This window comes from Pseudomonas sp. TE12234 (genome assembly GCF_054061835.1).
Genome location: NZ_JBSSEP010000006.1, coordinates 154,338 through 175,493 on the forward strand (window position 1 = coordinate 154,338; position 21,156 = coordinate 175,493).

Genomic DNA, 21,156 nt, shown 5'->3' on the forward strand with positions numbered 1-21,156 from the left:
ACTCCCCCTTGTGGCGAGGGTGTTTGCTCCCGCTGGACTGCGCAGCAGTCCCGTTTTTGGGGGCCGCTGCGCGACCCAGCGGGAGCAAGCTCCCTCGCCACAGTTGCCGTGCTGATCCATTTATTACGGGCTCAACTCTTGAGTTCGCTGCTGATATTCAGCCACCAGCACGCGAACCCTTGGGTCGGCCGATGCCGACAATGCTTCACTCGCCACCCGCAGGAAATTCGGATTCCCCCCGGCCAGCGCCTTGCGCAGCCAGACCAATGCGTCGTCGATATTTCCCTCTTCGGTCAACACCGCCGCAAAGCTGAATTGTCCGCGAAAGTCCCCGCCTTCGGCCGAACGTCGATACCAGTCGCGAGCGGCCACCAGGTCCCTCGGGCAAACCCGCCCCTCTTCCAGATAACGTCCCAGCAGGTTCATCGATTTGGCGTGTCCAAGTTCGGCGGCGTCCTGATAAAGCTTCAGAGCCTGCACTTGATTCTCGACGACCCCACGCCCGGTCGCCAGGAGGTTGGCGTAGTTGTACATCGCCCAATCCAGCCCGGCTTCGGCTGCAATTCGATAATGCCGCGCGGCAACCGCAGCATCGGCAGCGCAACCCCAACCATGTTCATGGCAGCGACCGAGCATGTTGCGCGCCATCAAATGCCCACGTCGTGCAGCGATCTCAAACCAGCGCACCGCCAACAGCTGATCCCGGGCGATGCCCTGCCCGTCCAGCAGTATCTGCCCGAGCAATGCCTGCGCATCGAGGATGCCTTCGCCGGCGGCCATCAGAATCGCCTGGGCCGCACGCGCAGGGCTTTCGTCGAGCATGGCTTTTAGCCGATCACCGTCGAGGACTTCTTCGCGGCGCAATCGAAAATCCGCCACTTACACCTCGACCCAGCGGCGCAACAGGTTGTGATAGGTGCCGGTCAGGCGGATCAGCGAAGGGTGGTCCGGCACGTCCTGGGTCAATTGACGAATCGCGCCGTCCATTTCAAACAGCAAGGCGCGCTGGCTGTCTTCGCGCACCAGGCTTTGGGTCCAGAAAAAAGAGGCGTAGCGGGCCCCGCGAGTGACCGCGTTGACCTTGTGCAGACTGGTGCCCGGGTACAGCACCATGTCACCGGCCGGCAGCTTCACGCGCTGGGTGCCGTAGGTGTCCTGGATTTCCAGTTCGCCGCCGTCGTAATCCGCAGGCTCGCTGAAAAACAGCGTTGCCGACAGATCAGTGCGCACCCGTTCAATGCTGCCCTTGGGCTGACGCACTGCGTTGTCGATATGGAAGTCAAAACTGCCACCGGCCGTGTAACAGTTCAGCAACGGAGGAAAGACCTTGTGCGGCAATGCAGCGGACATGAACTGCGGATTTTTCCACAGACGCTCCAGCATCGCCGCGCCGATCTCCTTGGCCAGCGGATGGCCTTCGGGCAATTGCAGATTGTGCTTGGCCCTGGCCGACTGATAACCGGCAGTGATCTTGCCGTCCGCCCAATCGGCCTGCTCCAGAGCCTCGCGAATGCGCCGCACTTCTTCTTTTTCGAACAAGCCGGGGATGTGCAGCAACATGGGCATGGCACCAGAAATAGAAAGGGCGCTAATGGTATTGATTCTTATTGACAATGTAAAACCCGCTAGACGAACAAGTCGGTAAAAACCGTAAGGGTAAATTGTAAAGAATGTAAATTCGGTGCGAATAGCAATATTTCGCAATTGATACGAATACTTATTTACCCTATATTCCGCCGCCTCAAATCCTTGGGGAGGGGAATAAAAATGTCACGCCAGCAACCACAATTACCTGTCAGCTCACCGCGTTTACTCGCTTCTGCAATTGGCGTGGCGATCACCGCCGGCTCCGCGGGCCACATGGTTTTCGCGGCTGAAAAGACCGATGAAAAAGCGCCGGGCAACACCATTTCCCTGGGCGCGACCGCCATCACTGGCGAAGCACAGGACCAGACTTCCTACAATGTCGAAAAAGCCTCCTCGCCCAAGTACACCGCGCCGCTGGTAGACACACCGCGCTCGATCACCGTGATCCCGCAGCAAGTGCTCAAGGACACCGGCGCCCTGAACATGCAGGACGCCCTGCGCACCGTTCCAGGCATCACCTTCGGTGCCGGTGAAGGCGGCAACCCACAGGGCGACCGTCCATTCATTCGTGGCTTCGATGCCCAGGGCGATACTTACCTGGACGGCGTGCGCGACACCGGTTCGCAGAGCCGCGAGATCTTTGCCGTTGAATCGATCGAAGTCAGCAAAGGCCCGAACTCGGCCATCGGTGGCCGTGGCGCGGCGGGCGGCAGCATCAACCTGGTGAGCAAAAAGGCGCACCTGGGTGACTCGTTCGACGGCGGCTTTACCTGGGGTTCCGACCAAACCCAGCGCTACACCATGGACGGCAACTATCAGTTCTCCGACACCGCCGCCGGCCGTCTGAACCTGATGAGCCATGAAAGCAACGTCGCCGGCCGCGACAGCGTCGATTACGATCGCTGGGGCGTCGCTCCTTCGCTGGCCTTTGGCCTGGGCACCGATACCCGGGTCAACCTCGATTACTACCATCTGGAAAGCAACGACACCCCGGATTCGGGTATCCCCTACTCCATCCCGGCTGCCGGCTCGGCTGCCCGTACCAAGGCCAACCCGGACAAGCCGAACGACGGCGGCGACAGCAGCAATTTCTATGGCCTGGATAACCGCGATTTCCGCAAGGGCCGCACCGACACCGCGACCTTCGCCATCGAGCACGACCTGAACGACTCGCTGACGGTCAAGAACACCCTGCGCCACGGCACCAGCATGCAGGACTACATCCTGACCCAGCCGGACGACAGCAAGGGCAACGTCAACAACGGCAGCGTCTGGCGTCGTGCCAACACCCGCGTCAGCAACACCGAGACGACCACGAACCAGACCGACCTGTTTGGCGATTTCCATCTCGCAGGCTTCAAGAACAGTTTCGCCACCGGTATCGAGTTCACCCACGAGGAAAATCAAAAATCCTCGTACAACGTCAACACCGACACCACCCCGGGGACAGCGGCGGTGACCACCAACTGCAACCCGGGTCTGATCGGCGCGGCGAGCGGCTACAACTGCACCTCGTTGTCCAACCCGACCCCAAGCGATCCGTGGAACGGAGCGATCTCGCGCAACTACGCCGGCACCGACACCAAGGCCGATACCTATGCCTTGTACGTGTTCGACACGCTTGAGCTGTCCGAACAATGGCTGGTGAACATGGGCCTGCGTTACGACCATTTCGACACTCGCTACAAGACCTACACCGCCGCCGGCGCCACCACGTCCAAGGGTGACGACGTCAGTGAGTTCGTGACCGGTCAGTTCGGTGTGGTCTACAAACCGGCGGAGAACGGCAGCATCTATGCGTCGTACGCGACTTCCGCCACGCCACCGGGTAATACCCTCGGCGACGGTCAGGAAGGCAACCCGCTGGGCGGCACGCCTGATCGCAACGGCAATCTGCTGAGCAGCGACATGGAGCCGGAAACCACCAAGAACTACGAAATCGGCACCAAGTGGGACCTGATGAACGATCGCCTGTCGTTGACCGCCGATATCTTCCGTACCGAGAAAGAAAATGCTCGGGTACAGACCAACACCACGTCCTATGAAAACGTCGGCAAAACCCGCGTTCAAGGTGTCGAACTGTCGGCGACCGGCCGCATCACCGACAAATGGCAGGTCTTCGCCGGTTACGCCTACATGGACAGCGAACAGGTCGATGGCGGCCCGCTGGGCGCGGTCAACGACGGCAACGAGCTGCCGAACACGCCGAAAAACAGCGCCAGCCTCTGGACGACCTATCAGGTCACGCCGAAGCTGACCATCGGTGGCGGCGCGTTCTATGTCGATGACGTGTTCGGCAGCGTGGCCAACACCACCATGGTCGATTCCTACGTTCGTTACGATGCCATGGCGGCCTACAAGCTGACCAAAAACATCGACCTGCAACTGAACGTGCAAAACCTGACCGATGAAACCTACTACGACAAGGCCTTCTCGACTCACTTCGCCAACCAGGCGGCGGGGCGTACTGCGTTGCTGAGCACCAACTTCCACTTCTGATGGAAACGTGAAATCGCAACCTCTATAGGAGCGAGCTCGCGATGGACTTGAGAACGACGCGGGGTTCCAGGATTTACGCGTTATCGTTGACGACCATCGCGAGCAGGCTCGCTCCTACAGAAGGGTGAAGGCCGAAACAGGGCCATGCCCCGTTCATCCAGATGAACGGGGTTTTTGCGTGTAAAAAAGAATGCTTCTCGACAACCCACGGCATAATGCGCGCCGTGATGATGACTTTTGAACGAACAAGGCGAGCGACGTGTTGAAGAAAACCCTGTTCCAGTTGCACTGGTTTTTTGGCATCAGCGCCGGACTCGTCCTGGCCCTGATGGGCATCACCGGGGCGACGGTATCGTTTCAGGATGAAATCCTGTACGCACTGAACCCCTCTGTGCTTCAGGTCCAGAAGCAGTCCGCCGGTGTGCTGCCGCCCGCCGAACTGGTGGAGAAAATCGAAACGGCCACGGGCAAAAAAGTGACGGGGCTTTCGGTCGACATCGACAGCGGAATCGCCGCAAAAGTGTTTTTCACCCCGCCACCGGGCGAGCGGCGCGGACCGATGCGTTACTTCGATCCTTACACCGCCGAGCTGCTGGGCGACGCCACTGGCCAGGATTTCTTCGGCCTGATGCTGCAATTGCACCGTTTCCTCGCCATGGGCGATACCGGTCGGCAGATCACTGGTGCCTGTACCCTGATCCTGGTGTTCTTCTGCCTCTCCGGCCTGTACTTGCGCTGGCCCCGCCAGTGGAAAAGCTGGCGTGCCTGGCTGACCCTCGACTGGAAGAAAAAAGGTCGCAGCTTCAACTGGGACCTGCACTCGGTCGCCGGCACCTGGTGCCTGGTGTTTTACCTCCTTGCCGCCTTGACCGGGTTGTCCTGGTCCTACGAGTGGTACAACAAGGGCCTGACCCGTTTGCTCTCCGACTCACCGCAGAACGAGCGTGTACGCGGTGGTCGTGGCCCGACGCCCGATGGTCCGGCGCCGACGGCCGATTACTCGGCCATGTGGCTGAGCATCTATAGCGCCGCCGGCCCCGGCCTGAGCTTCTACAACACGCGCATGCCGCCCGTGGCCGGTCAACCGGCGACCGTGTTCTACCTCTTGAAAAACTCCCCTCACGACCGCGCGCTGAACCAGATCACCCTCGATCCGGTCACCGGCGATATCAAACGGCATGAGCGCTACAGCGACAAGAGCTTCAAGGCGCAACTGCTGACCAGTCTCTATGCGCTGCATGTCGGCAGCTACTTCGGCATCGTCGGGCGGATCATTCTGACGATCACCGCGCTGAGCATGCCGCTGTTTTTCGTCACCGGCTGGTTGCTGTACCTCGATCGCCGACGCAAAAAACGCCAGATCAAGGATGCCCGCAAGGACCTCGCCCAACCCGCCAGCGACGCGCCGGCGTGGCTCATCAGCTTCGCCAGCCAGAGTGGCTTTGCCGAGCAACTGGCCTGGCAGACCGCCGGTCAATTACAGGCGGCCGGCCTGCCGGTGAAGGTGCAACCGCTGGCGACCGTCAGCGAGCAGGACCTGCGTAACTCGAGCAACGCACTGTTCGTGGTCAGCACCTTCGGCGACGGCCAGGCGCCGGACGGCGCCCGTGGTTTTGAATGCAAGGTGCTGGGCCGGGCGTCGAGCCTGGAGCGTTTGAACTACGCCGTGCTCGGTCTCGGTGACCGGCAGTATCAACACTTCTGCGGTTTTGCCCGACGCTTGCACACCTGGCTGGGCGAACACGGCGGCAAGCCCCTGTTCGCCCCGGTGGAAGTCGACAGCGGCGACCCTTACGCGTTGCGTCACTGGCAGCAACAACTGGGCATGCTGACCGGGCAAGCACCGGTCGACACCTGGCAAGCGCCGAGCTACGACCACTGGCCGCTGATTCGTCGCGAGTTGCTCAACCCGGACAGCAGCGGCTCGCCCGTGTACTTGCTGGGCCTCAAACCGCCCACCACCAGCAGTTGGCTGGCAGGCGACCTGGTGGAAGTGTTGCCACGCAATGGCTCCTGGGCAATCGAGCATTTCCTCGACGGCCTGGGGATTGACGGTCGCGCCACGATTGAACTCGATGGCCGGGCGCAGCCGCTCGAGCAAGCACTCGCCAGCCGCCAGCTGCCGACGAATCGGGCGCATCTGGTCGGTCTGCATGCCCAGGCGCTGGTGGATGCGCTGGTGCCTCTGGCCATGCGCGAATACTCCATCGCCTCGATTGCCGCCGACGGCGTGCTGGAGCTGATCGTTCGCCAGGAACTGCACCCCGATGGCAGCCTCGGCGTCGGCTCCGGCTGGCTTACCGAACATGCGCCGGTGGGCAGCACCATCAGTCTGCGTGTGCGCCGCAACAGCGGTTTCCATCTGCCGTCGAACCCCGTGCCGATGATCCTGCTGGGTAACGGCACCGGGCTGGCCGGACTGCGCAGCTTGCTCAAGGCGCGGATTGCCGACGGTCAACAACGTCACTGGCTGCTGTTCGGCGAGCGCAATCGGGAACACGACTATCTATGTCGCGACGAGCTGGAAGAGTGGTTGATTTCGGGTGATCTGCAGCGCCTGGATCTGGCGTTCTCGCGGGATCAGGCGGAGAAAGTCTACGTTCAGGATCGCCTGCGCGAATCAGCCGAGGAACTGAAGAAGTGGCTGGCCGAAGGGGCCGTGATTTACATCTGCGGCAGCTTGCAGGGCATGGCTTCGGGCGTCGATCAAGTGCTCAACGATGTGCTCGGCACCGCCGAAGTGGAACGTCTGATCGAACAGGGCCGCTACCGCCGCGACGTTTACTGACACCTCAGATTTCCCTTGTAGGAGCGAGCCTGCTCGCGAGGGTGGTCAACGATAACGCGGGGCACCTGATAGCCCGCGGCGCCGTTGAGTCCATCGCGAGCAGGCTCGCTCCTACAGGGGGGATCAGGCGCTGACGGGCTCGATCGCCAACTCCGTCACCTCAGGCCGCTTGACCAGCGCATACACCACCGCCGTCAACAAACTCCCCGCCACAATCGCCAGCAAATACAGCAATGCATGGTTGATCGCATTCGGGATGGCCAGCACGAACAATCCACCGTGGGGCGCCATCAGCTTGCAGCCGAAATACATCGACAGCGCACCGGTCAGCGCACCGCCGGCGATGCTCGCCGGAATCACCCGTAGCGGGTCCTTGGCGGCAAACGGAATCGCCCCTTCGGAGATGAAGCATAACCCCAACACCAGCGCCGCTTTACCGGCCTCGCGTTCAGTCTGGGCAAACTTGCGCCGGGCGATGAACGTGGCGATGCCGAGGCCGATCGGCGGCACCATGCCGGCCGCCATGGTCGCGGCCATCGGTGCATAACTCTGCGACGCCAGCAGCCCGACCGAGAACGCATAAGCGGCCTTGTTGATCGGCCCGCCGAGGTCGACGCACATCATTCCGCCCAGCAACACGCCAAGCAGGATCGCATTGGTGGTGCCCATGCTGTCGAGGAAATGCGTGAGCCCTTCGAGCATCCCGGCCACGGGTTTGCCGACCACGTAGATCATCACCAGGCCCGTGAACAGACTGGCCAGCAACGGGATGATCAGGATCGGCTTGAGCGCCTCAAGGCTTTGCGGCAAACGCGCATAACGATTGATCGCCTGGGCGGCGTAGCCGGCAAGGAAACCGGCAATGATCCCGCCGATAAAACCGGCGCCGAGGGAGCTCGCCAGCAGCCCGCCGATCATCCCCGGCGCCAGACCCGGACGGTCGGCGATGGAGTAAGCGATATAGCCCGCCAGCAATGGCACCATCAACTTGAACGCGGTCTCGCCGCCGATCTGCATCAACGCCGCCGCCAACGTGCCGGGCTCCTTGAACGCAGTGATGCCAAATACAAACGACAAGGCAATCATCAGACCGCCCGCCACCACCATCGGCAACATGAACGAGACACCGGTGAGCAGGTGTTTGTAGATGCCGGTCTTCTCGGCCTTGACCGGGCCGCTGGCACCGCTCGCGACGCTTTCCTGCGAGCCTTCGGCCAGCGCTTTGTTCAGCGTGGCTTCGGCCTGCTTGAGGGCAATGCCGGTGCCGCAGCGATAAATTCTCTTGCCGGCGAAACGCTCGGTGGCGACTTCGATATCGCACGCCAGCAGCACCACATCAGCCTCGGCAATCGCTTGCGCACTCAGCGGATTACGCGCGCCGACGGAACCCTGGGTTTCCACTTGCAGCTCATACCCCAGGCGCTTGGCTGCTTGCTGCAAGGCTTCGGCAGCCATGAAGGTGTGGGCGACGCCGGTCGGGCAAGCGGTGATCGCGACCAGGCGCGGTGCGTTTTTGCTTACCGCAACAGGTTCTGCGACGGCTTCAGGCGCGACGTACACCCGGGCCTCTTCGGCGCCACGGCGCAACACCGCCTCGACGTCCTGCAGGGCTTGCGCCGGGGTACTCTGGAATACTCGCTTGCCGACGAATCGCGACATGTCCACCGGGGCGCTGGTCACCAGCAATACCCATTCGGCAGCCGCGATCGTCGCCGCCGACAATTGCCGTTCAGGATGCGCCGCATCGTTCACTTCGACACTGGTGCTCCAGCCCTGACGCTGGGCCGCTGCATCCAGCAGACGGGCGCACAGCACACTGGTGACCATGCCGTTCGGGCAGGCAGTAACAATGGCTAATTTCATGACCAACCCTCTTATTGTTCTGTCAGGGGGCGCACGCGCACACCCTGTTCGAGCCGCGCCAATTGCGCTGCATCGCTGATACCGAAACCGATCTGGGTGACGGCCATCGCAGCAATTGCCGTGGCGCTGCGCAAGGTCTGCTCGGGCAGATCGGCGCTGACCAGGCCGTGGAGCATCCCCGCCAGCAACGAGTCCCCAGCGCCCACCGTACTGGCGACGCTGACTTTAGGTGGCGTGGCATGCAGCGCCGAACCGACACTGAACCAGTTCACGCCATCGGCTCCGTGGGAAATCACCACATGCTCGATACCCTGCGCGTGCAGGCGGTTCGCCGCTTCGGCCTGGGCGGTGACAGAAACCACCTCGCAACCCAGCACTTCAGCCAGTTCTTCGGTGTTCGGCTTGATCAGCCATGGACCGGCCTTGAGCGCGGCGCGCAAGGCATCGCCGCTGGTGTCGAGCGCGACCTTCAAACCGAGTTTTTTCAAGCGCAGAATCAACGCCTGCAACCATTGCGGGCTAACGCCCTGTGGCAGGCTGCCGGCGACGACGACGGCGTCATGCCCCGGAGCGATCCGGTCAAGACGATCCAGCAAGGCCTGCTGTGCGCTCGCACTGACCTGAGGCCCCGGGCCATTGATGTCGGTGATGCGGCCATCGCTTTCCGCCAGTTTGATATTGCTGCGGGTCTCGCCCGGCACGCGGATGAACGCGTCGACAAAGCCGCGTTTGGCGAACAGGGTTTCGAAGGCCTGGAGGTTGTCTTCGCCGAGAAATCCGCTGACCGTGAGTTGATGCCCAAGGTCTGCCAATACCTGCGCCACGTTCAACCCTTTGCCTGCGGCGTGGGTGTGCATCGCATCGCTGCGATTGACCTGACCCGGTTCCAGACGCGGTAACTGGACGGTGAGGTCCAGCGCCGGGTTGAGGGTCAGGGTTAATATCCTGGCCATTACAGGGCCTCCACTAATGCGCGCACTTCGTTGGCGCTGCCCACGGCGAGCGCCGCTTGGGCAAGGGTTTTCGTCTGGCTCAGGCTGAGTTCACGGATCCGCGCCTTGACCTCGGGAATGCTGCGCCCCGATACGCTCAACTCGTCCACACCGAGCCCGACCAGCACCGGCACCGCCAGCGGGTCGGCCGCCAGTTCGCCGCAGACACCGACCCACTTGCCATGGGCATGGGCGGCGCGCACGGTGATGTCGATCAGTTGCAACACCGCCGGATGCAGGCCATCGGCCTGGGCCGACAAGGTCGGATGTCCACGGTCGATGGCCAGGGTGTATTGCGTCAGGTCGTTGGTGCCGACGCTGAAGAAGTCCACCTCTTTGGCCAGCACCGGCGCCAGCAATGCCGCCGACGGCACTTCGATCATGATCCCCAGTTGCAGGTCCGCGACCGGAATTTCCAGGCGCAGGCGTTCGGTCATGTCCCGGGCCTGGCGCCACTCATCGACGCTGCCGACCATCGGGAACATGATCCGCAGCGGACGGTTGTCCGCTGCTCGCAGCAAGGCGCGCAACTGCGCTTCCATGATGTGCGGCCGTTGCAGGGTCAGGCGAATGCCACGAACACCGAGGAACGGGTTTTCTTCCTTGGCGATCGGCCAATAGGGCAGCGGTTTGTCGCCGCCGACATCAAGGGTGCGCACCACCAGGGGTCGACCCGCCAGGCCATCGAGGACACGCCGGTATTCGACCTCCTGGGTCGCCTCGTCCGGGGCTTGCGAGTGCGCCATGAAAATCAGTTCGGTGCGCAACAGGCCAATGCCTTCGGCCCCCTGCTCCACCGCACCGGTCACGCCAGCGCTTTCACCGATGTTGGCAAACACTTCGACCGCATGGCCGTCGCGGGTCAAGGCCGGTTGATGGCGCTGTTCAGCGGCCACCTTCAATCGTTGTTCACGGGTGTCGCGTTCTTCAGTGGCCCGTTGCAGCGTTGCGCTATCGGCGTCCACATGCAGGCGACCGCGTTGGCCATCGATCAGCAACGGCGTGCCCGGCGCCAGCAGCAACACGGCCGGACCGGCACCGACCAATGCCGGAATACCGAGCGCCCGGGCAACGATCGCACTGTGGGCAGTAGCGCCACCGCGAGCGGTGAGGATGCCTGCCACGCGAGTCGGGTCCAGACGCGCAACGTCGGATGGACCGACTTCGTCCATCACCAGAATGTACGGTTGCTCGGGTTCGCTCGGGGTTTCGATCCCGCAGAGCGTCGCCAACACCCGACGACCGATATCACGCAAATCGGCAGCGCGTTCGGCCAACAAGGCGTCCTGCAGCGCTTCCTGCTGCCGGGCCGCCGCTTCGATCACCGACATCCAGGCCGCTTCCGCGCTTTCGCCCTGCTTGAGACGGGTGTCGACTTCATCGGTCAATTCCGGGTCGTCGAGCATTTCCTGATGGGTGACGAAAATCTCGCGAATGGCCTTGGCCTTGCTGCGCTCGATCAAACCACCGATGTCGCGCCGCACATCTGCCAGCGCCTGCTTGAGACGATCACGTTCGATGGCGGCGGACTCACCTCGCAGCGGGTAGTCGATGGCTTGCAGCACTTGAATATGCGCCGGGCCGATGGCGATACCCGGTGCGGCGGCGATGGCTTGAATCACGCTACCGGACGCCGGGGCGAGCAGCACCTGGGCGGTCTCGACAAACTCTTCGCGCGGCTGGCTGACGGGTGGCAGCGGCTCGATTTCTTCACCGAGGCCTTCTTCGATGGCAGCCAACAACGCGGGCAGGGCATCGGCGGCGATGCTCGGCTCGGCGATGATTTCCAGCACCTGACCACGACGGGCGCCGAGGCTGAGCAACTTGCTCAGGCTCTTGACCGATACTGCGCTGTCCTGACCATCGACGATGCGGATGCGAATTTCACCTTCAAAACTCTTTGCCAGTTGCGCGAGGATCTTCGCCGGCCGCGCATGCAAACCGTGGGCATTGGCCAGGGCGATCCGAGCATTCGGCCAGTCCGCCGGCAGTTCACCGCCGAGGACTTCAAGCACCGCGCGGCAACTGGTGGCACGGCCCAATTCGTGGCCGCGACCTTCAATCAATAACGCGCACAGTCGTTCCAGCAAGGCTTGATGGGCCTCACCCAGGCTGGCCAGACAGAACAACCCGTGCAGCGGCTGACCGAGGTAGCGCAGCGGTTTGTCCGGGGTCACGAACGCCAGACCGGGGCGCTTGACTGTTTGCTCACTGTGCAGCCACCACAGCCCATCGCCCAGGGGCAACGCCTCGACCTGTTGCAACACGGCGGAGAAACCGTTGCTGACGCAGTCGGCCTGACGCAACAAACGCGCACCGCGCCAGACCAGCTCTTCGAAATCTTCGGCCGCCACACCCAGGCCAATCATCTGCGCATCCAACGCCAATTCCTGCGGCGCGCCTTGCAGCAGTTTCAGCAGCGCCTCGGCGGAACTGGCGCGGCGCAGGGCCTGGCCCAGATCGGTCTCGCCGAGGGCGCGGGTCAGCAATTGCAGCAGGCGCAGGTGTTCATCGGATTTGGCGGCGATGCCAATGGCCAGGTAGACGATCTGCCCGTCGCCCCAGTCAACGCCATCGGGAAACTGCATCAGGCGCACACCCGTGGTGAACACCTGATCGCGGGTCTCCGGGGTGCCGTGGGGGATGGCGATACCTTGACCGAGAAAGGTCGAGCCCTGGGCTTCGCGCGCCTGCAAGCCCGCGAGATAACCATCGGCAACCAGACCATCGGTAACCAGATGCCGGGCCAGCAACTGCAAGGCTGCGGACTTATCCACAGCCGACTGGCCCATGGATATCTGCTCTATGGTGAGCTCGAGCATGCTTTCTCCTTTTGGCACCTGTTGGCACCAGGTATTGTTTTGATTGATTCAGCTTAGGCGCTTGTCCTGCGACAGTCTTCAGCGGTTTCGTGGCAGAACCGGCCAAAGGCACCCATAACGTAGAAAATACGCTTGCTGAAACGTTTAATCTAGATTGATTGGCACGTTACTCGATAATGGCCCATCCTTGAAGTCCAACTTGTCGGCTGCGTGAAGGCGGGATCGCCTGCGCGAATCGGTTAGGATTGGCAAAAAATGTCGAGGCAAGCTCGAAAAAACAAGGAAATCCCGGGTTGAAACTCAGTGATATTGCCCAGTTGGCCGGTGTGTCCGTTACCACCGCCAGCTACGTCATCAATGGCAAGGCCGAACAACAGCGCATCAGTAGCGCCACCGTAGAACGCGTACGTGCAGTCGTCGAACAACATGGCTTCACGCCCAATCCCCAGGCCGCCGGGCTGCGCAGCCGGCACACCCGCACCCTGGGGTTCATTTTGCCGGATCTGGAAAACCCCAGTTACGCACGAATCGCCAAACTGCTGGAACAAGGCGCACGCGCTCGCGGCTATCAGTTGCTGATCGCCAGTTCCGACGACGCGCCGGACAGCGAACGGCAATTGCTGAAACTGTTCCGCGCCCGCCGCTGCGATGCCCTGATCGTTGCCAGTTGCCTGCCGCCGGGCGATGACAGCTATCGCCAGTTGCAAGCCAAGGGCATTCCCATCATCGCGATCGACCGGGTCATGGAGCCTGAGCACTTCTGTTCGGTGATCAGCGACGACCGCGAAGCCAGTTTGCAATTGACCCGCAGCCTGCTGGACCCGCTGCCCAAGCAGATCGCCTTGATCGGTGCCCGCCCGGAACTGAGCATCAGCCAGGAACGCGCCGCCGGTTTCAAAGAGGCCTTGAAGGGCTTTAACGGCGAGGTGCTGATCGAACAGGGCGAGTCGTTCAGCCGCGAATGCGGCAAACAACTGATGGAAGAGTTACTCCAGCGTGTGGGGCATTTACCCGAAGCGCTGGTAACCACGTCTTATGTGCTGTTGCAGGGCGTGTTCGATGCCCTGCACGACTTCCCGCTGAAAAACCGCCCGTTGCGCCTCGGCACGTTCGGCGACACTCAGTTGCTGGACTTCCTGCCTCTGCCGGTCAATGCCATGGCCCAGCAACATCAGCTGATTGCCGACAAGGCCCTCGCACTGGCCCTGGCTGCCATCGAGCAGTCCGATTACGAACCCGGCGTGCAGGCCATCCCGCGCACCTTCAAGCAGCGTATCCGCCAGGACTGAACCGTGGAGCTGATCGACAGCCACACCCATCTGGACTTTCCCGATTTCGACCAGGATCGTCAGGCGCTGCTGGCCGAAAGCCGCGCCCTCGGGGTACGAAGGATGGTGGTGCTGGGGGTTTATCAGGGTAATTGGCAGCGCGTCTGGGATCTGGTGCAAAGCGATCCCGACCTGCATGCCGCGTTCGGCCTGCATCCCGTGTATCTGGACGATCATCGGCCCGAGGATCTACGCGAGCTCGGTGAGTGGCTGAGCCGTCTGGCCGGTCACCGACAGTTGTGCGCAGTGGGCGAGATCGGCCTGGATTACTTCATCGAAACACTCGACCGCGAACGCCAGCAAGTGTTGTTCGACGCACAGCTGCAACTGGCCGCGGATTTCAATCTGCCGGCGCTGATCCATGTGCGACGCAGTCATGCGGCGGTCATTGCCACGCTCAAACGCTTTCGCCTGCCACGCGCCGGCATCATCCATGCCTTCGCCGGCAGCAAGGAAGAGGCGCGTGAATACATCAAGCTCGGTTTCAAGCTCGGCCTGGGCGGTGCCGCCACCTGGCCCCAGGCATTGCGCATGCACCGGGTCCTCGCCGAGCTGCCGCTCGAATCGGTGGTCCTGGAGACCGACTCGCCCGACATGGCACCGGCCATGTATCCCGGCCAACGCAACAGCCCGGCGCACCTGCCTGCCATTTGTGCAGCACTGGCTGGCATCATGGCGATCAGCCCCGAGCAACTGGCGGCTGTCAGCACGGCCAATGCCTGCGAGTTGTTCAACTGGTAATCAGTCGGCGTGAGCCTTGGCGGCCTCAAGCGTCAACGTCATGTGCTGACGCTGACGGGCAAAGCGGACGGAGATGAAGTAGACGAAAATCGCCAGCAGCGAGCAGTTGAGCTGCTCCCAAACGCTGATCCTGCCCAGCCACTCCAACAACAACGCCACCATCAATACGGTGCAAACCATGATCAACAGACTGGCCTTCAACATGGCCAGGGAATCAAGCGACCTGAAGCGCTTGATCTGTTTCGGGTCGTTCAGTTGCAAGGCTTTTCGGCAGTGTGTGCAGCTGAAGGCTTCGTTGATTGCGATGGCGTTGATCTGCCAGCACTCAAGTAGCAGCGTGCGCTGGCAATGGGCGCAGCGTCCCTGGATTCCAAGTGTTGCAACAGACATAGAAAGGCCTCCTCCATGTGGGCACTGAAATGAAACTCCGTTCATTGAAGATGAAAAACAGGAACATGCTGAAAAACAGCAGGTTCCTGACGAAATTTGGGAAAGGTATTACAGCGTTTTCAGCCACTGATAGAACCCGTGAGACCGGACTTGCTCGCGACAGTGGGGTGCCAATCGACAACATCGACCATCACGCCATCATCGCCAACAAGCGAGCCCACAGGGGCCTATCTAGACCCGAAATGCGCTAATCAGCTGCTTGAGTTCCATCACCTGAGCCGACAACACGCGACTGGCATCCTCGGTCTGGTGCGCACCTTCAGCGGTTCGTTCACCGGCACGATTGATCTCGACAATGTTCTGGTCGATATCGTGGGCAACCGCCGTTTGCTGTTCCACGGCTGCGGCAATCTGCTGGTTCTGGTCGACGATCATGCCGACGGCACCGAGGATGTTTTCCAGCGCCTGCTGGACCTTTTCCGATTGTCCAACCGTGCCGTTGGCCATTTCATGGCTCACACCCATCGCCTTCACGGCGGCGCCGACACCACTGTGAAGCTTGGCGATCATCTGTTCGATTTCTTCGGTCGATTGCTGGGTACGCTTGGCCAGTGTCCGGACCTCGTCTGCCACCACCGCGAACCCACGCCCCTGTTCGCCGGCCCGCGCGGCTTCGATCGCAGCATTGAGCGCCAACAGGTTGGTCTGTTCGGCAATGCTCTTGATCACCTCCAGCACGCGGCTGATGGACTGGCTATCACTGGCCAGTTGATTGATCACCAGCACCGACTGATCTATTTCACTGGCCAGTGCTGCGATGCTGCCTTGCTGGGACTCCACCAGTCCACGCCCGCTAATGGTTTCGTCGTTGACACTGTGGGCACTGCTGACTGCCGCGGCGGCACTGCGCGCCACCTCGAGGGAGGTGGCCGACATCTGGTTCATTGCCGTGGCGACTTGCTCGATCTGGCTGCGTTGCCCAGCCACGGCATGGTTGCTTTGCGCAGACACATTCTCGACTTGCCCGGCTTGGCGTTCGACCTCGCTGACGGTTTGCCCTACGCGCTCGATCAGGTCATGGATTTTCTTCACGGTGCCGTTGAACACCTCGCCCAACTCGCCCAGTTCATCGCGGCTGTTGGCGCTGAACGTCACCGTCATGTCGCCGGCCGCGACTTTATCCATCACCCCGCCAAGGCGTTTGAGGGTGGTGCGGGTCGAGGCGTAGAAGCCGCCATAGAGATAAAAAATCAGCACAAACACCACCGACAGCGCCACAGCCTGCAAAACCATGTGGGTGCGGTTCTGATCCAGGCGTTGCTGCAATTGGGTGCCAAGAAATTTCAGAGTGGCTTCGTTGAGTTGATACGTCTTGTCCATCAGGCCGGTGACCTGATCGTAGAAACCCTGCCACGGTGCATCAAGGGTGTCGGCCATCACGACCTGTTCTTCGAACAGTTCACTGGCCTTCTTCAATGTCGCCCGGCTGCTGTCAGCCTGCGCGGCCAGGGTTTCCCGCGCCGCTTTGCTGGAGCCCAATGCGTCCTGCAACTTCAGGCCATATTCGCCCTGCAATTTTTCGATCTGCGCCAACAGCTCATCGAAACGGGTACTCGAAGCCGAATTGAGAAAGCCCTGCCCCAGGGAAAAAGAGCCCATGGCACGGCCTTCCCCCAGAAGCTGGGTGACTGGCGGGGTGACATTGGTAATGAGCTCGCTCAACTGGCGCATGTCGCTCTCGGTATCGCGGCTCAGTCCGGCCTGGCTGGCGACGATCTGGCTGAAAACCTGCGCACTGCCCAGCAACTTGCCGATCATCCCGCTTTTGCTTTGCAGGGAAGTTTCGCTGTGTTGCGCCTTGAAGGCCGCGATCATTTCATCGCGCTTGGCATCGAACACCGTGATTTGTTCGGGGTCCGTGCTCATCGCGGTCAGCCCTTGCAAGCGGGTCAGAAGGCTTTGCTCCAGGGCGCTGATCTGCGACTCGACATTGCCCGCCTTGCCCGACTGGCCAAGGGTGACGTTGATCTGCACCAGGTTGTTGAGGGTTTCCAGATCGCGCCGCAACGCCAGGCTGCTGCCCAACAGGTCGAGGCTTTGCAGTTCGATACGGGTGCCCTGGAATTCGCGATAGGAGTCACGCACCAGGTAGAAGTTGGTCACCAGCATCGGCACCAGGAACAACACGCTGATCAAGCTGAACTTCATGCCAAAGCTCAGGCGATTCATAAGCGCGACGGCGGGATAGAGCAAGCTCTTCACTGGAAGTCTCCCATTGATTTCTTATTTTTATTGGCAGGCGCAGACCGAGAGCAAATAGCCACTAACCGGCGCTATCTCTGTATAACTTAAATCGACGGGAGGTTTTGTAACTAAAGGTTAACGAGAAAGTTCGCAGCCATCACTGGCTGCGAACTTTGGGTCTTCAGGACCCAATCAGGGCAGTACCGTCCACAGGGCAAATCCCGCATACCAGAGCACTGCGGCTCGCAGAAGCAACTCCCAGATGCGGTCGAGGTTGTTGATACCTTCAGGCCCAACCACCGGCGCCGGAATTTCACCGGCCACCAGCCCGGCCTTCTCGATCAATTGAGCGGCGCTGATGTTCCAGTTCAGCAGTTCGTGCAACATCACACGACCGACCGCGACAAAGTTGCCAACCAGGGCGAAACTCGCCGCCAGCAGGCGCACCGGCACCCAATCGAAGGCGTGACGCAGTTGTTTGGCGCGCTCGACCACGGCCGGGTTTTGCCCGTGCTCTTCGGCCAGCGCCAGCAATCGATAGCTCAGGGCCGCCACCGGGCCCAACAGGAAGTACCAGAAAATCACCGCGAAAAAGCTCTGGTAGGCCTCCCACAGCAAATGCCCTTCCACTCGCTCAAGCAGTTGTTCACCGCTGTCGGCGCAGATATCCACATCGCGTTTGGCGACGAGGGCCGCGGCTTGCAGGTCCTCCCGGCGCCACGCATCGCGAAACGGCCCGAGACCGGCCAGCAGATCACCGCGCCCCAGGCTGTAAATCACCACCAGCAGGTGCACGGGTAATGCGAACAGACCGTAGGCCACCGGGGTCAGCCCCAGCAACAGCAAACCGAGCAGCGCCACCGGAAACAGCACCATCACGGCCAGGATCAGCCAGGGTCGATTGACCAGACGCGTGCTGACCTCAAGCCTGGCCAGTTCACGCAGCCAAAAACCGTCGCGCTGTACACGGTGGCGCAAGGCCGAGAATTTCTCGATCCAGACTGCCAACAGCAACACCAGAAAGCTCATCGTTGCTCCTTTTTTTCCAATGTAGCCTTTGCCAGGGCCGCGCGGTAGCGTGCCCAGTCGAACGCCGGTCCCGGATCGGTCTTTCGTCCGGGCGCAATGTCGCTATGCCCGCAGATACGCTGTGCCGTGATGGCCGGGAAGACGCTTTGCAGCTGCAAGGTCAGGCCCGTCAACGCGTCATATTGGGCGTCGGTGAACGGCAGATCATCCGTGCCTTCGAGTTCAATGCCCACGGAAAAATCGTTACAGGTCTCGCGCCCCTCGAAATTGGAAACGCCAGCGTGCCAGGCGCGCTCCAGGCAAGAGACAAACTGGGTGACGGCGCCATCACGCTCAATCAGAAAATGCGCCGACACGCGCAAATCGGCAATCCCTACAAAGTAGGGGTGCTCAGTGACATCCAGGCGATTCTGGAAAAACTCCTGCACCTTGCCCGTGGCAAATTGCGCTGGCGGCAGGCTGATGTTGTGGATCACCAGCAGGGAAATTTCGCCCGAGGGGCGCTCGTTGAAGTTGGGCGAGGGGCAGAGGCGCACGTCCTTACACCAACCGCTTGCGGGGTCCAACTGCATAAAGGTTCCTTCAACGACGACTGTGTGAGTGATCAGTATGCCGCGATAGCCCCTCGGGACGCGATCACTTGCCGCGATTGAGACGCCGCAGATGGCCGATCACCGACTCAAGGGCACGATCAAACAATAGGGTGTCATCGAGTGTGCGCACCGAACCCTGGCGAAACTCCAGAGCCAGGCTCGTGCGACTGCGCTCCAGTACCTTCATGCCGGTACGGTTGATGAAGATGAATTGGCCGGTGCCCTCAATGATCGCCGCCAGTTTGCAACGCAGGGTGTTTTCCGGATCCTCCTGGAATTCGACCCAACAGCCCGGACGCAACTGATCGACCTGACGCAATCCTGCATCGCCCACCGGCAACCGTACCGAATTGCCTTCCACAGGGCCTTCATCGGCGCTCGGCAAAACGATTTTTTCCCGCACTTCGATCAACAGCGGCGTGCCGGCAGGCGAGCCCGGCAGATGCTCGAACGACTGCACATGCAGGTTTTGCAGCTCACTGAAAAATTCGCTGGTGGCGAACGGGTCGAATGCCGAACCGCTCAAACCTTCGCGCAAGGCCTTGAGCAAACCCGGTACCAACGCCAACAGTTGTGAACGGGCGTCGGGCTCGTCATGGCGCTGGACGCTCCAGATCAGTTGCTCCATGGTTTGCACATCGGCGTGCCACTGTGCGGACTGATCGCCCTGTTTGAGGCAGGTCAACAGCAAGACTTTGCTCCAGGCATCCCGGACAAACGCAAAGACCGTTTTCGGTAATACCTTGCCCAGTAAAGCCTGATTCAACACTTGCTCGACACATTGACGGGCCAACACAGTTCTGACGCGACCTTCTTCGGCGTCACGGATACGCTGTTCCAACAATTCGCTGCGCCGACGTTCATCACAGGTGAATGCCAGGAAATCGGCCAGCAATTCAGAGAATATCGCCGGATCGTCCCTAAACTCGCTCAACAGACGCTGCACCACCTGCTCGATCCGCATGTACAGGCTGTCACGTTCATGGTCATCACACTCGCCCCAACCCAGGGCCGCGTTGGCGATTTCGTTGAGCAGACGCCGGGCCGGATGGCTGCCGCGGCTGAAGAAACTCTTGTCGAGCACCGCTACTTTCACCATCGGGATCTGCAGACGGCCGATCATTGCCTTGAGCGAGACGGGCAAATTACGGTCGTCGAGCATGCATTCGAACAACATGAGGGTCAGATTGATCGCGTCCTCATCCGCCGCACCGACAACACGCGACTTGCCGCTTTTGACGCTGCTGCGCGACAGCAACTGTGCCAACCGCGTGCGTAGATCAAAGTCGTCGTGGTCACCCGGCGCAGGCGCATATTGCTGCAGGTGCGAGAGCAGACGCAGCAGGTCGCGGCTGGAGATCGGCTGCGCCAGGGTATTGGCTTCGAGGTTCGGGGTCATGCTGCCGCGGACGTGGGACAGCAGTTCCTGCAACGCAGCGAATACTTGCGGCACGCTGTCGTATTCGCCTGGCACTTCGCCGGACTCAGGGGCGACACCAACGGTCGCCTGATCCGCGAAACGACACGTCGGGGCAGGCTTGAGATCAGGCAGCACGCCGGTGGCGATCAAGAGTTGGTTGGCTTGTGCATAGAGCTGTTCGGCGCCATTGAGCACATAGCGATCAAACAGCTTGAGGATGATCAGCTTGACCTTGATCTCCACCCCGAGGTTGCGCGCGGCTTGCAGGAAAAACGCGCAGAGCATCGTCGGCCCCATGGGGTTGTGCTGCTCGATCAGCGTTCGGCCCAGCAACGTACTGAGCCGCGCGGTGAGTTGATCGAGGGCGAATCCGTCGCGATTGAGCACCTTGTTGACCATCGACTCCACCGCCACATGACGCTCAAGCTCGTCATGCGGCACCGCAGCAGGGGAGTCGACCGGCAATGCCCTATCCATGAGGGTATGAGTGGCGTCGTAACGGGCGAGACCAATGAATGCCTCGAAAAACTGTTCGAAAAAAACCCGCTCGATACTTTTGCGCTTGAGGCGCAAGTCGCGCATCGCCCGAAAGAAAATGTTCTGCTCGACGTCGGTACGAGCGCGGTCGGCCATTTCGAAAAGCGTGTCGTCGGCGTTATCGAACAGCTCCTGCAAACCCTGCCGAAGTTGTTGCGTGGCTTTGTCGCGAACCTGAAGCAGGATCACAGGCAAGCGGGCGAGCGGCGAAGGTGTCGCCTGATCGGTAGTCGCCTTGCGCAAAGGCACTACATTCCCGTCTTTGAGCATCCGGCCTCCTGAAAATCCAGTTCGTCAAAGTCATGACGTCAAATACAAGGCGA

General features: G+C 61.1%; 14 protein-coding genes and 1 pseudogene. 4 read left to right on the forward strand and 11 right to left on the reverse strand.

What is annotated here, in order from left to right:
• Window positions 1-123: 123 nt before the first annotated feature.
• Together ACVWYU_RS12160 and ACVWYU_RS12165 are read right to left on the reverse strand one after the other, a co-directional pair.
• Entirely contained in the window at window positions 124-822 is a 699-nt protein-coding gene (locus ACVWYU_RS12160) for a tetratricopeptide repeat protein (protein WP_457372838.1), read from the reverse strand.
• A 57-nt stretch (window positions 823-879) separates the two neighbouring features.
• A complete protein-coding gene (locus tag ACVWYU_RS12165) occupies window positions 880-1,560 on the reverse strand; it encodes a Fe2+-dependent dioxygenase (RefSeq protein ID WP_248914318.1) in 681 nt (226 codons plus the stop codon).
• A 207-nt stretch (window positions 1,561-1,767) separates the two neighbouring features.
• Here ACVWYU_RS12165 and ACVWYU_RS12170 point away from each other — a divergent pair, with 207 nt between their 5' ends.
• Both ACVWYU_RS12170 and ACVWYU_RS12175 read left to right on the forward strand, forming a co-directional pair.
• Entirely contained in the window at window positions 1,768-4,086 is a 2,319-nt protein-coding gene (locus tag ACVWYU_RS12170) for a TonB-dependent receptor (protein ID WP_457372770.1), read from the forward strand.
• A gap of 259 nt (window positions 4,087-4,345) precedes the next feature.
• Window positions 4,346-6,874 (forward strand): PepSY domain-containing protein, encoded by a 2,529-nt coding sequence (locus ACVWYU_RS12175; RefSeq protein ID WP_457372771.1) that lies wholly within the window; start codon window positions 4,346-4,348, stop codon window positions 6,872-6,874.
• 123 nt (window positions 6,875-6,997) lie between these two features.
• Here ACVWYU_RS12175 and ACVWYU_RS12180 read toward each other — a convergent pair whose 3' ends face one another.
• From ACVWYU_RS12180 to ptsP, 3 genes are read right to left on the reverse strand one after another with little or no spacing between them, the layout of a single operon-like run.
• A complete protein-coding gene (locus tag ACVWYU_RS12180) occupies window positions 6,998-8,737 on the reverse strand; it encodes a PTS fructose-like transporter subunit IIB (RefSeq protein ID WP_090315984.1) in 1,740 nt (579 codons plus the stop codon).
• A gap of 11 nt (window positions 8,738-8,748) precedes the next feature.
• Window positions 8,749-9,690 carry a 1-phosphofructokinase gene (pfkB, locus tag ACVWYU_RS12185; protein WP_090315981.1) on the reverse strand — a complete coding sequence of 314 codons (942 nt, stop codon included), beginning with the start codon at window positions 9,688-9,690 and terminating at the stop codon, window positions 8,749-8,751.
• Complete coding sequence (gene ptsP, locus ACVWYU_RS12190; RefSeq protein WP_457372772.1) at window positions 9,690-12,551, reverse strand: phosphoenolpyruvate--protein phosphotransferase; 2,862 nt, start codon at window positions 12,549-12,551, stop codon at window positions 9,690-9,692. The genes pfkB and ptsP overlap by 1 nt, the downstream gene beginning before the upstream one ends.
• 293 nt (window positions 12,552-12,844) lie before the next feature.
• On the opposite strand from ptsP, the gene cra reads away from it, so the two are divergent.
• Together cra and ACVWYU_RS12200 are read left to right on the forward strand one after the other, a co-directional pair.
• Window positions 12,845-13,840, forward strand: coding sequence for a catabolite repressor/activator (cra, locus tag ACVWYU_RS12195; RefSeq protein WP_247257595.1), 996 nt, complete (start codon window positions 12,845-12,847; stop codon window positions 13,838-13,840).
• Between the two features lie 3 nt (window positions 13,841-13,843).
• Window positions 13,844-14,620, forward strand: a complete 777-nt coding sequence (locus ACVWYU_RS12200; protein WP_247257596.1) for a TatD family hydrolase — start codon at window positions 13,844-13,846, stop codon at window positions 14,618-14,620.
• On the opposite strand, the gene ACVWYU_RS12205 is transcribed toward ACVWYU_RS12200, so the two are convergent.
• The 6 genes and pseudogenes from ACVWYU_RS12205 to ACVWYU_RS12230 all read right to left on the reverse strand — a co-directional run bounded on the left by ACVWYU_RS12205 (window position 14,621) and on the right by ACVWYU_RS12230 (window position 21,103).
• Window positions 14,621-15,010, reverse strand: a complete 390-nt coding sequence (locus ACVWYU_RS12205; RefSeq protein ID WP_457372773.1) for a hypothetical protein — start codon at window positions 15,008-15,010, stop codon at window positions 14,621-14,623. It lies immediately after the preceding gene.
• Window positions 15,011-15,241: 231 nt separating this feature from the next.
• Window positions 15,242-16,171 (reverse strand): methyl-accepting chemotaxis protein, encoded by a 930-nt coding sequence (locus tag ACVWYU_RS12210; RefSeq protein WP_425524320.1) that lies wholly within the window; start codon window positions 16,169-16,171, stop codon window positions 15,242-15,244.
• Window positions 16,148-17,239 (reverse strand): annotated as a pseudogene (locus ACVWYU_RS12215) (methyl-accepting chemotaxis protein); the annotation flags it as partial. The pseudogene ACVWYU_RS12215 and the gene ACVWYU_RS12210, both read right to left, overlap by 24 nt.
• A gap of 207 nt (window positions 17,240-17,446) precedes the next feature.
• The gene (gene ampE, locus ACVWYU_RS12220; RefSeq protein WP_457372774.1) at window positions 17,447-18,283 is read right to left on the reverse strand and encodes a regulatory signaling modulator protein AmpE; all 837 of its coding nucleotides are present in this window, start codon (window positions 18,281-18,283) and stop codon (window positions 17,447-17,449) included.
• Complete coding sequence (gene ampD, locus ACVWYU_RS12225; protein WP_248914312.1) at window positions 18,280-18,855, reverse strand: 1,6-anhydro-N-acetylmuramyl-L-alanine amidase AmpD; 576 nt, start codon at window positions 18,853-18,855, stop codon at window positions 18,280-18,282. The genes ampE and ampD overlap by 4 nt, the downstream gene beginning before the upstream one ends.
• Before the next feature lie 64 nt (window positions 18,856-18,919).
• The gene (locus ACVWYU_RS12230) at window positions 18,920-21,103 is read right to left on the reverse strand and encodes a DUF1631 domain-containing protein (protein ID WP_457372775.1); all 2,184 of its coding nucleotides are present in this window, start codon (window positions 21,101-21,103) and stop codon (window positions 18,920-18,922) included.
• Window positions 21,104-21,156 lie beyond the last annotated feature (53 nt).

Excerpts from the sequence above, each read along its gene's own strand:
- ACVWYU_RS12160 (WP_457372838.1), bottom strand. The coding sequence starts at position 822 with ATGCTCGACGAAAGCCCTGCGCGTGCGGCCCAGGCGATTCTGATGGCC.
- ACVWYU_RS12165 (WP_248914318.1), bottom strand. The coding sequence starts at position 1,560 with ATGTTGCTGCACATCCCCGGCTTGTTCGAAAAAGAAGAAGTGCGGCGC.
- ACVWYU_RS12170 (WP_457372770.1), top strand. The coding sequence starts at position 1,768 with ATGTCACGCCAGCAACCACAATTACCTGTCAGCTCACCGCGTTTACTC.
- ACVWYU_RS12180 (WP_090315984.1), bottom strand. The coding sequence starts at position 8,737 with ATGAAATTAGCCATTGTTACTGCCTGCCCGAACGGCATGGTCACCAGT.
- pfkB (WP_090315981.1), bottom strand. The coding sequence starts at position 9,690 with ATGGCCAGGATATTAACCCTGACCCTCAACCCGGCGCTGGACCTCACC.
- ptsP (WP_457372772.1), bottom strand. The coding sequence starts at position 12,551 with ATGCTCGAGCTCACCATAGAGCAGATATCCATGGGCCAGTCGGCTGTG.
- ACVWYU_RS12205 (WP_457372773.1), bottom strand. The coding sequence starts at position 15,010 with ATGTCTGTTGCAACACTTGGAATCCAGGGACGCTGCGCCCATTGCCAG.
- ACVWYU_RS12210 (WP_425524320.1), bottom strand. The coding sequence starts at position 16,171 with ATGACGGTGACGTTCAGCGCCAACAGCCGCGATGAACTGGGCGAGTTG.
- ampE (WP_457372774.1), bottom strand. The coding sequence starts at position 18,283 with ATGAGCTTTCTGGTGTTGCTGTTGGCAGTCTGGATCGAGAAATTCTCG.
- ampD (WP_248914312.1), bottom strand. The coding sequence starts at position 18,855 with ATGCAGTTGGACCCCGCAAGCGGTTGGTGTAAGGACGTGCGCCTCTGC.
- ACVWYU_RS12230 (WP_457372775.1), bottom strand. The coding sequence starts at position 21,103 with ATGCTCAAAGACGGGAATGTAGTGCCTTTGCGCAAGGCGACTACCGAT.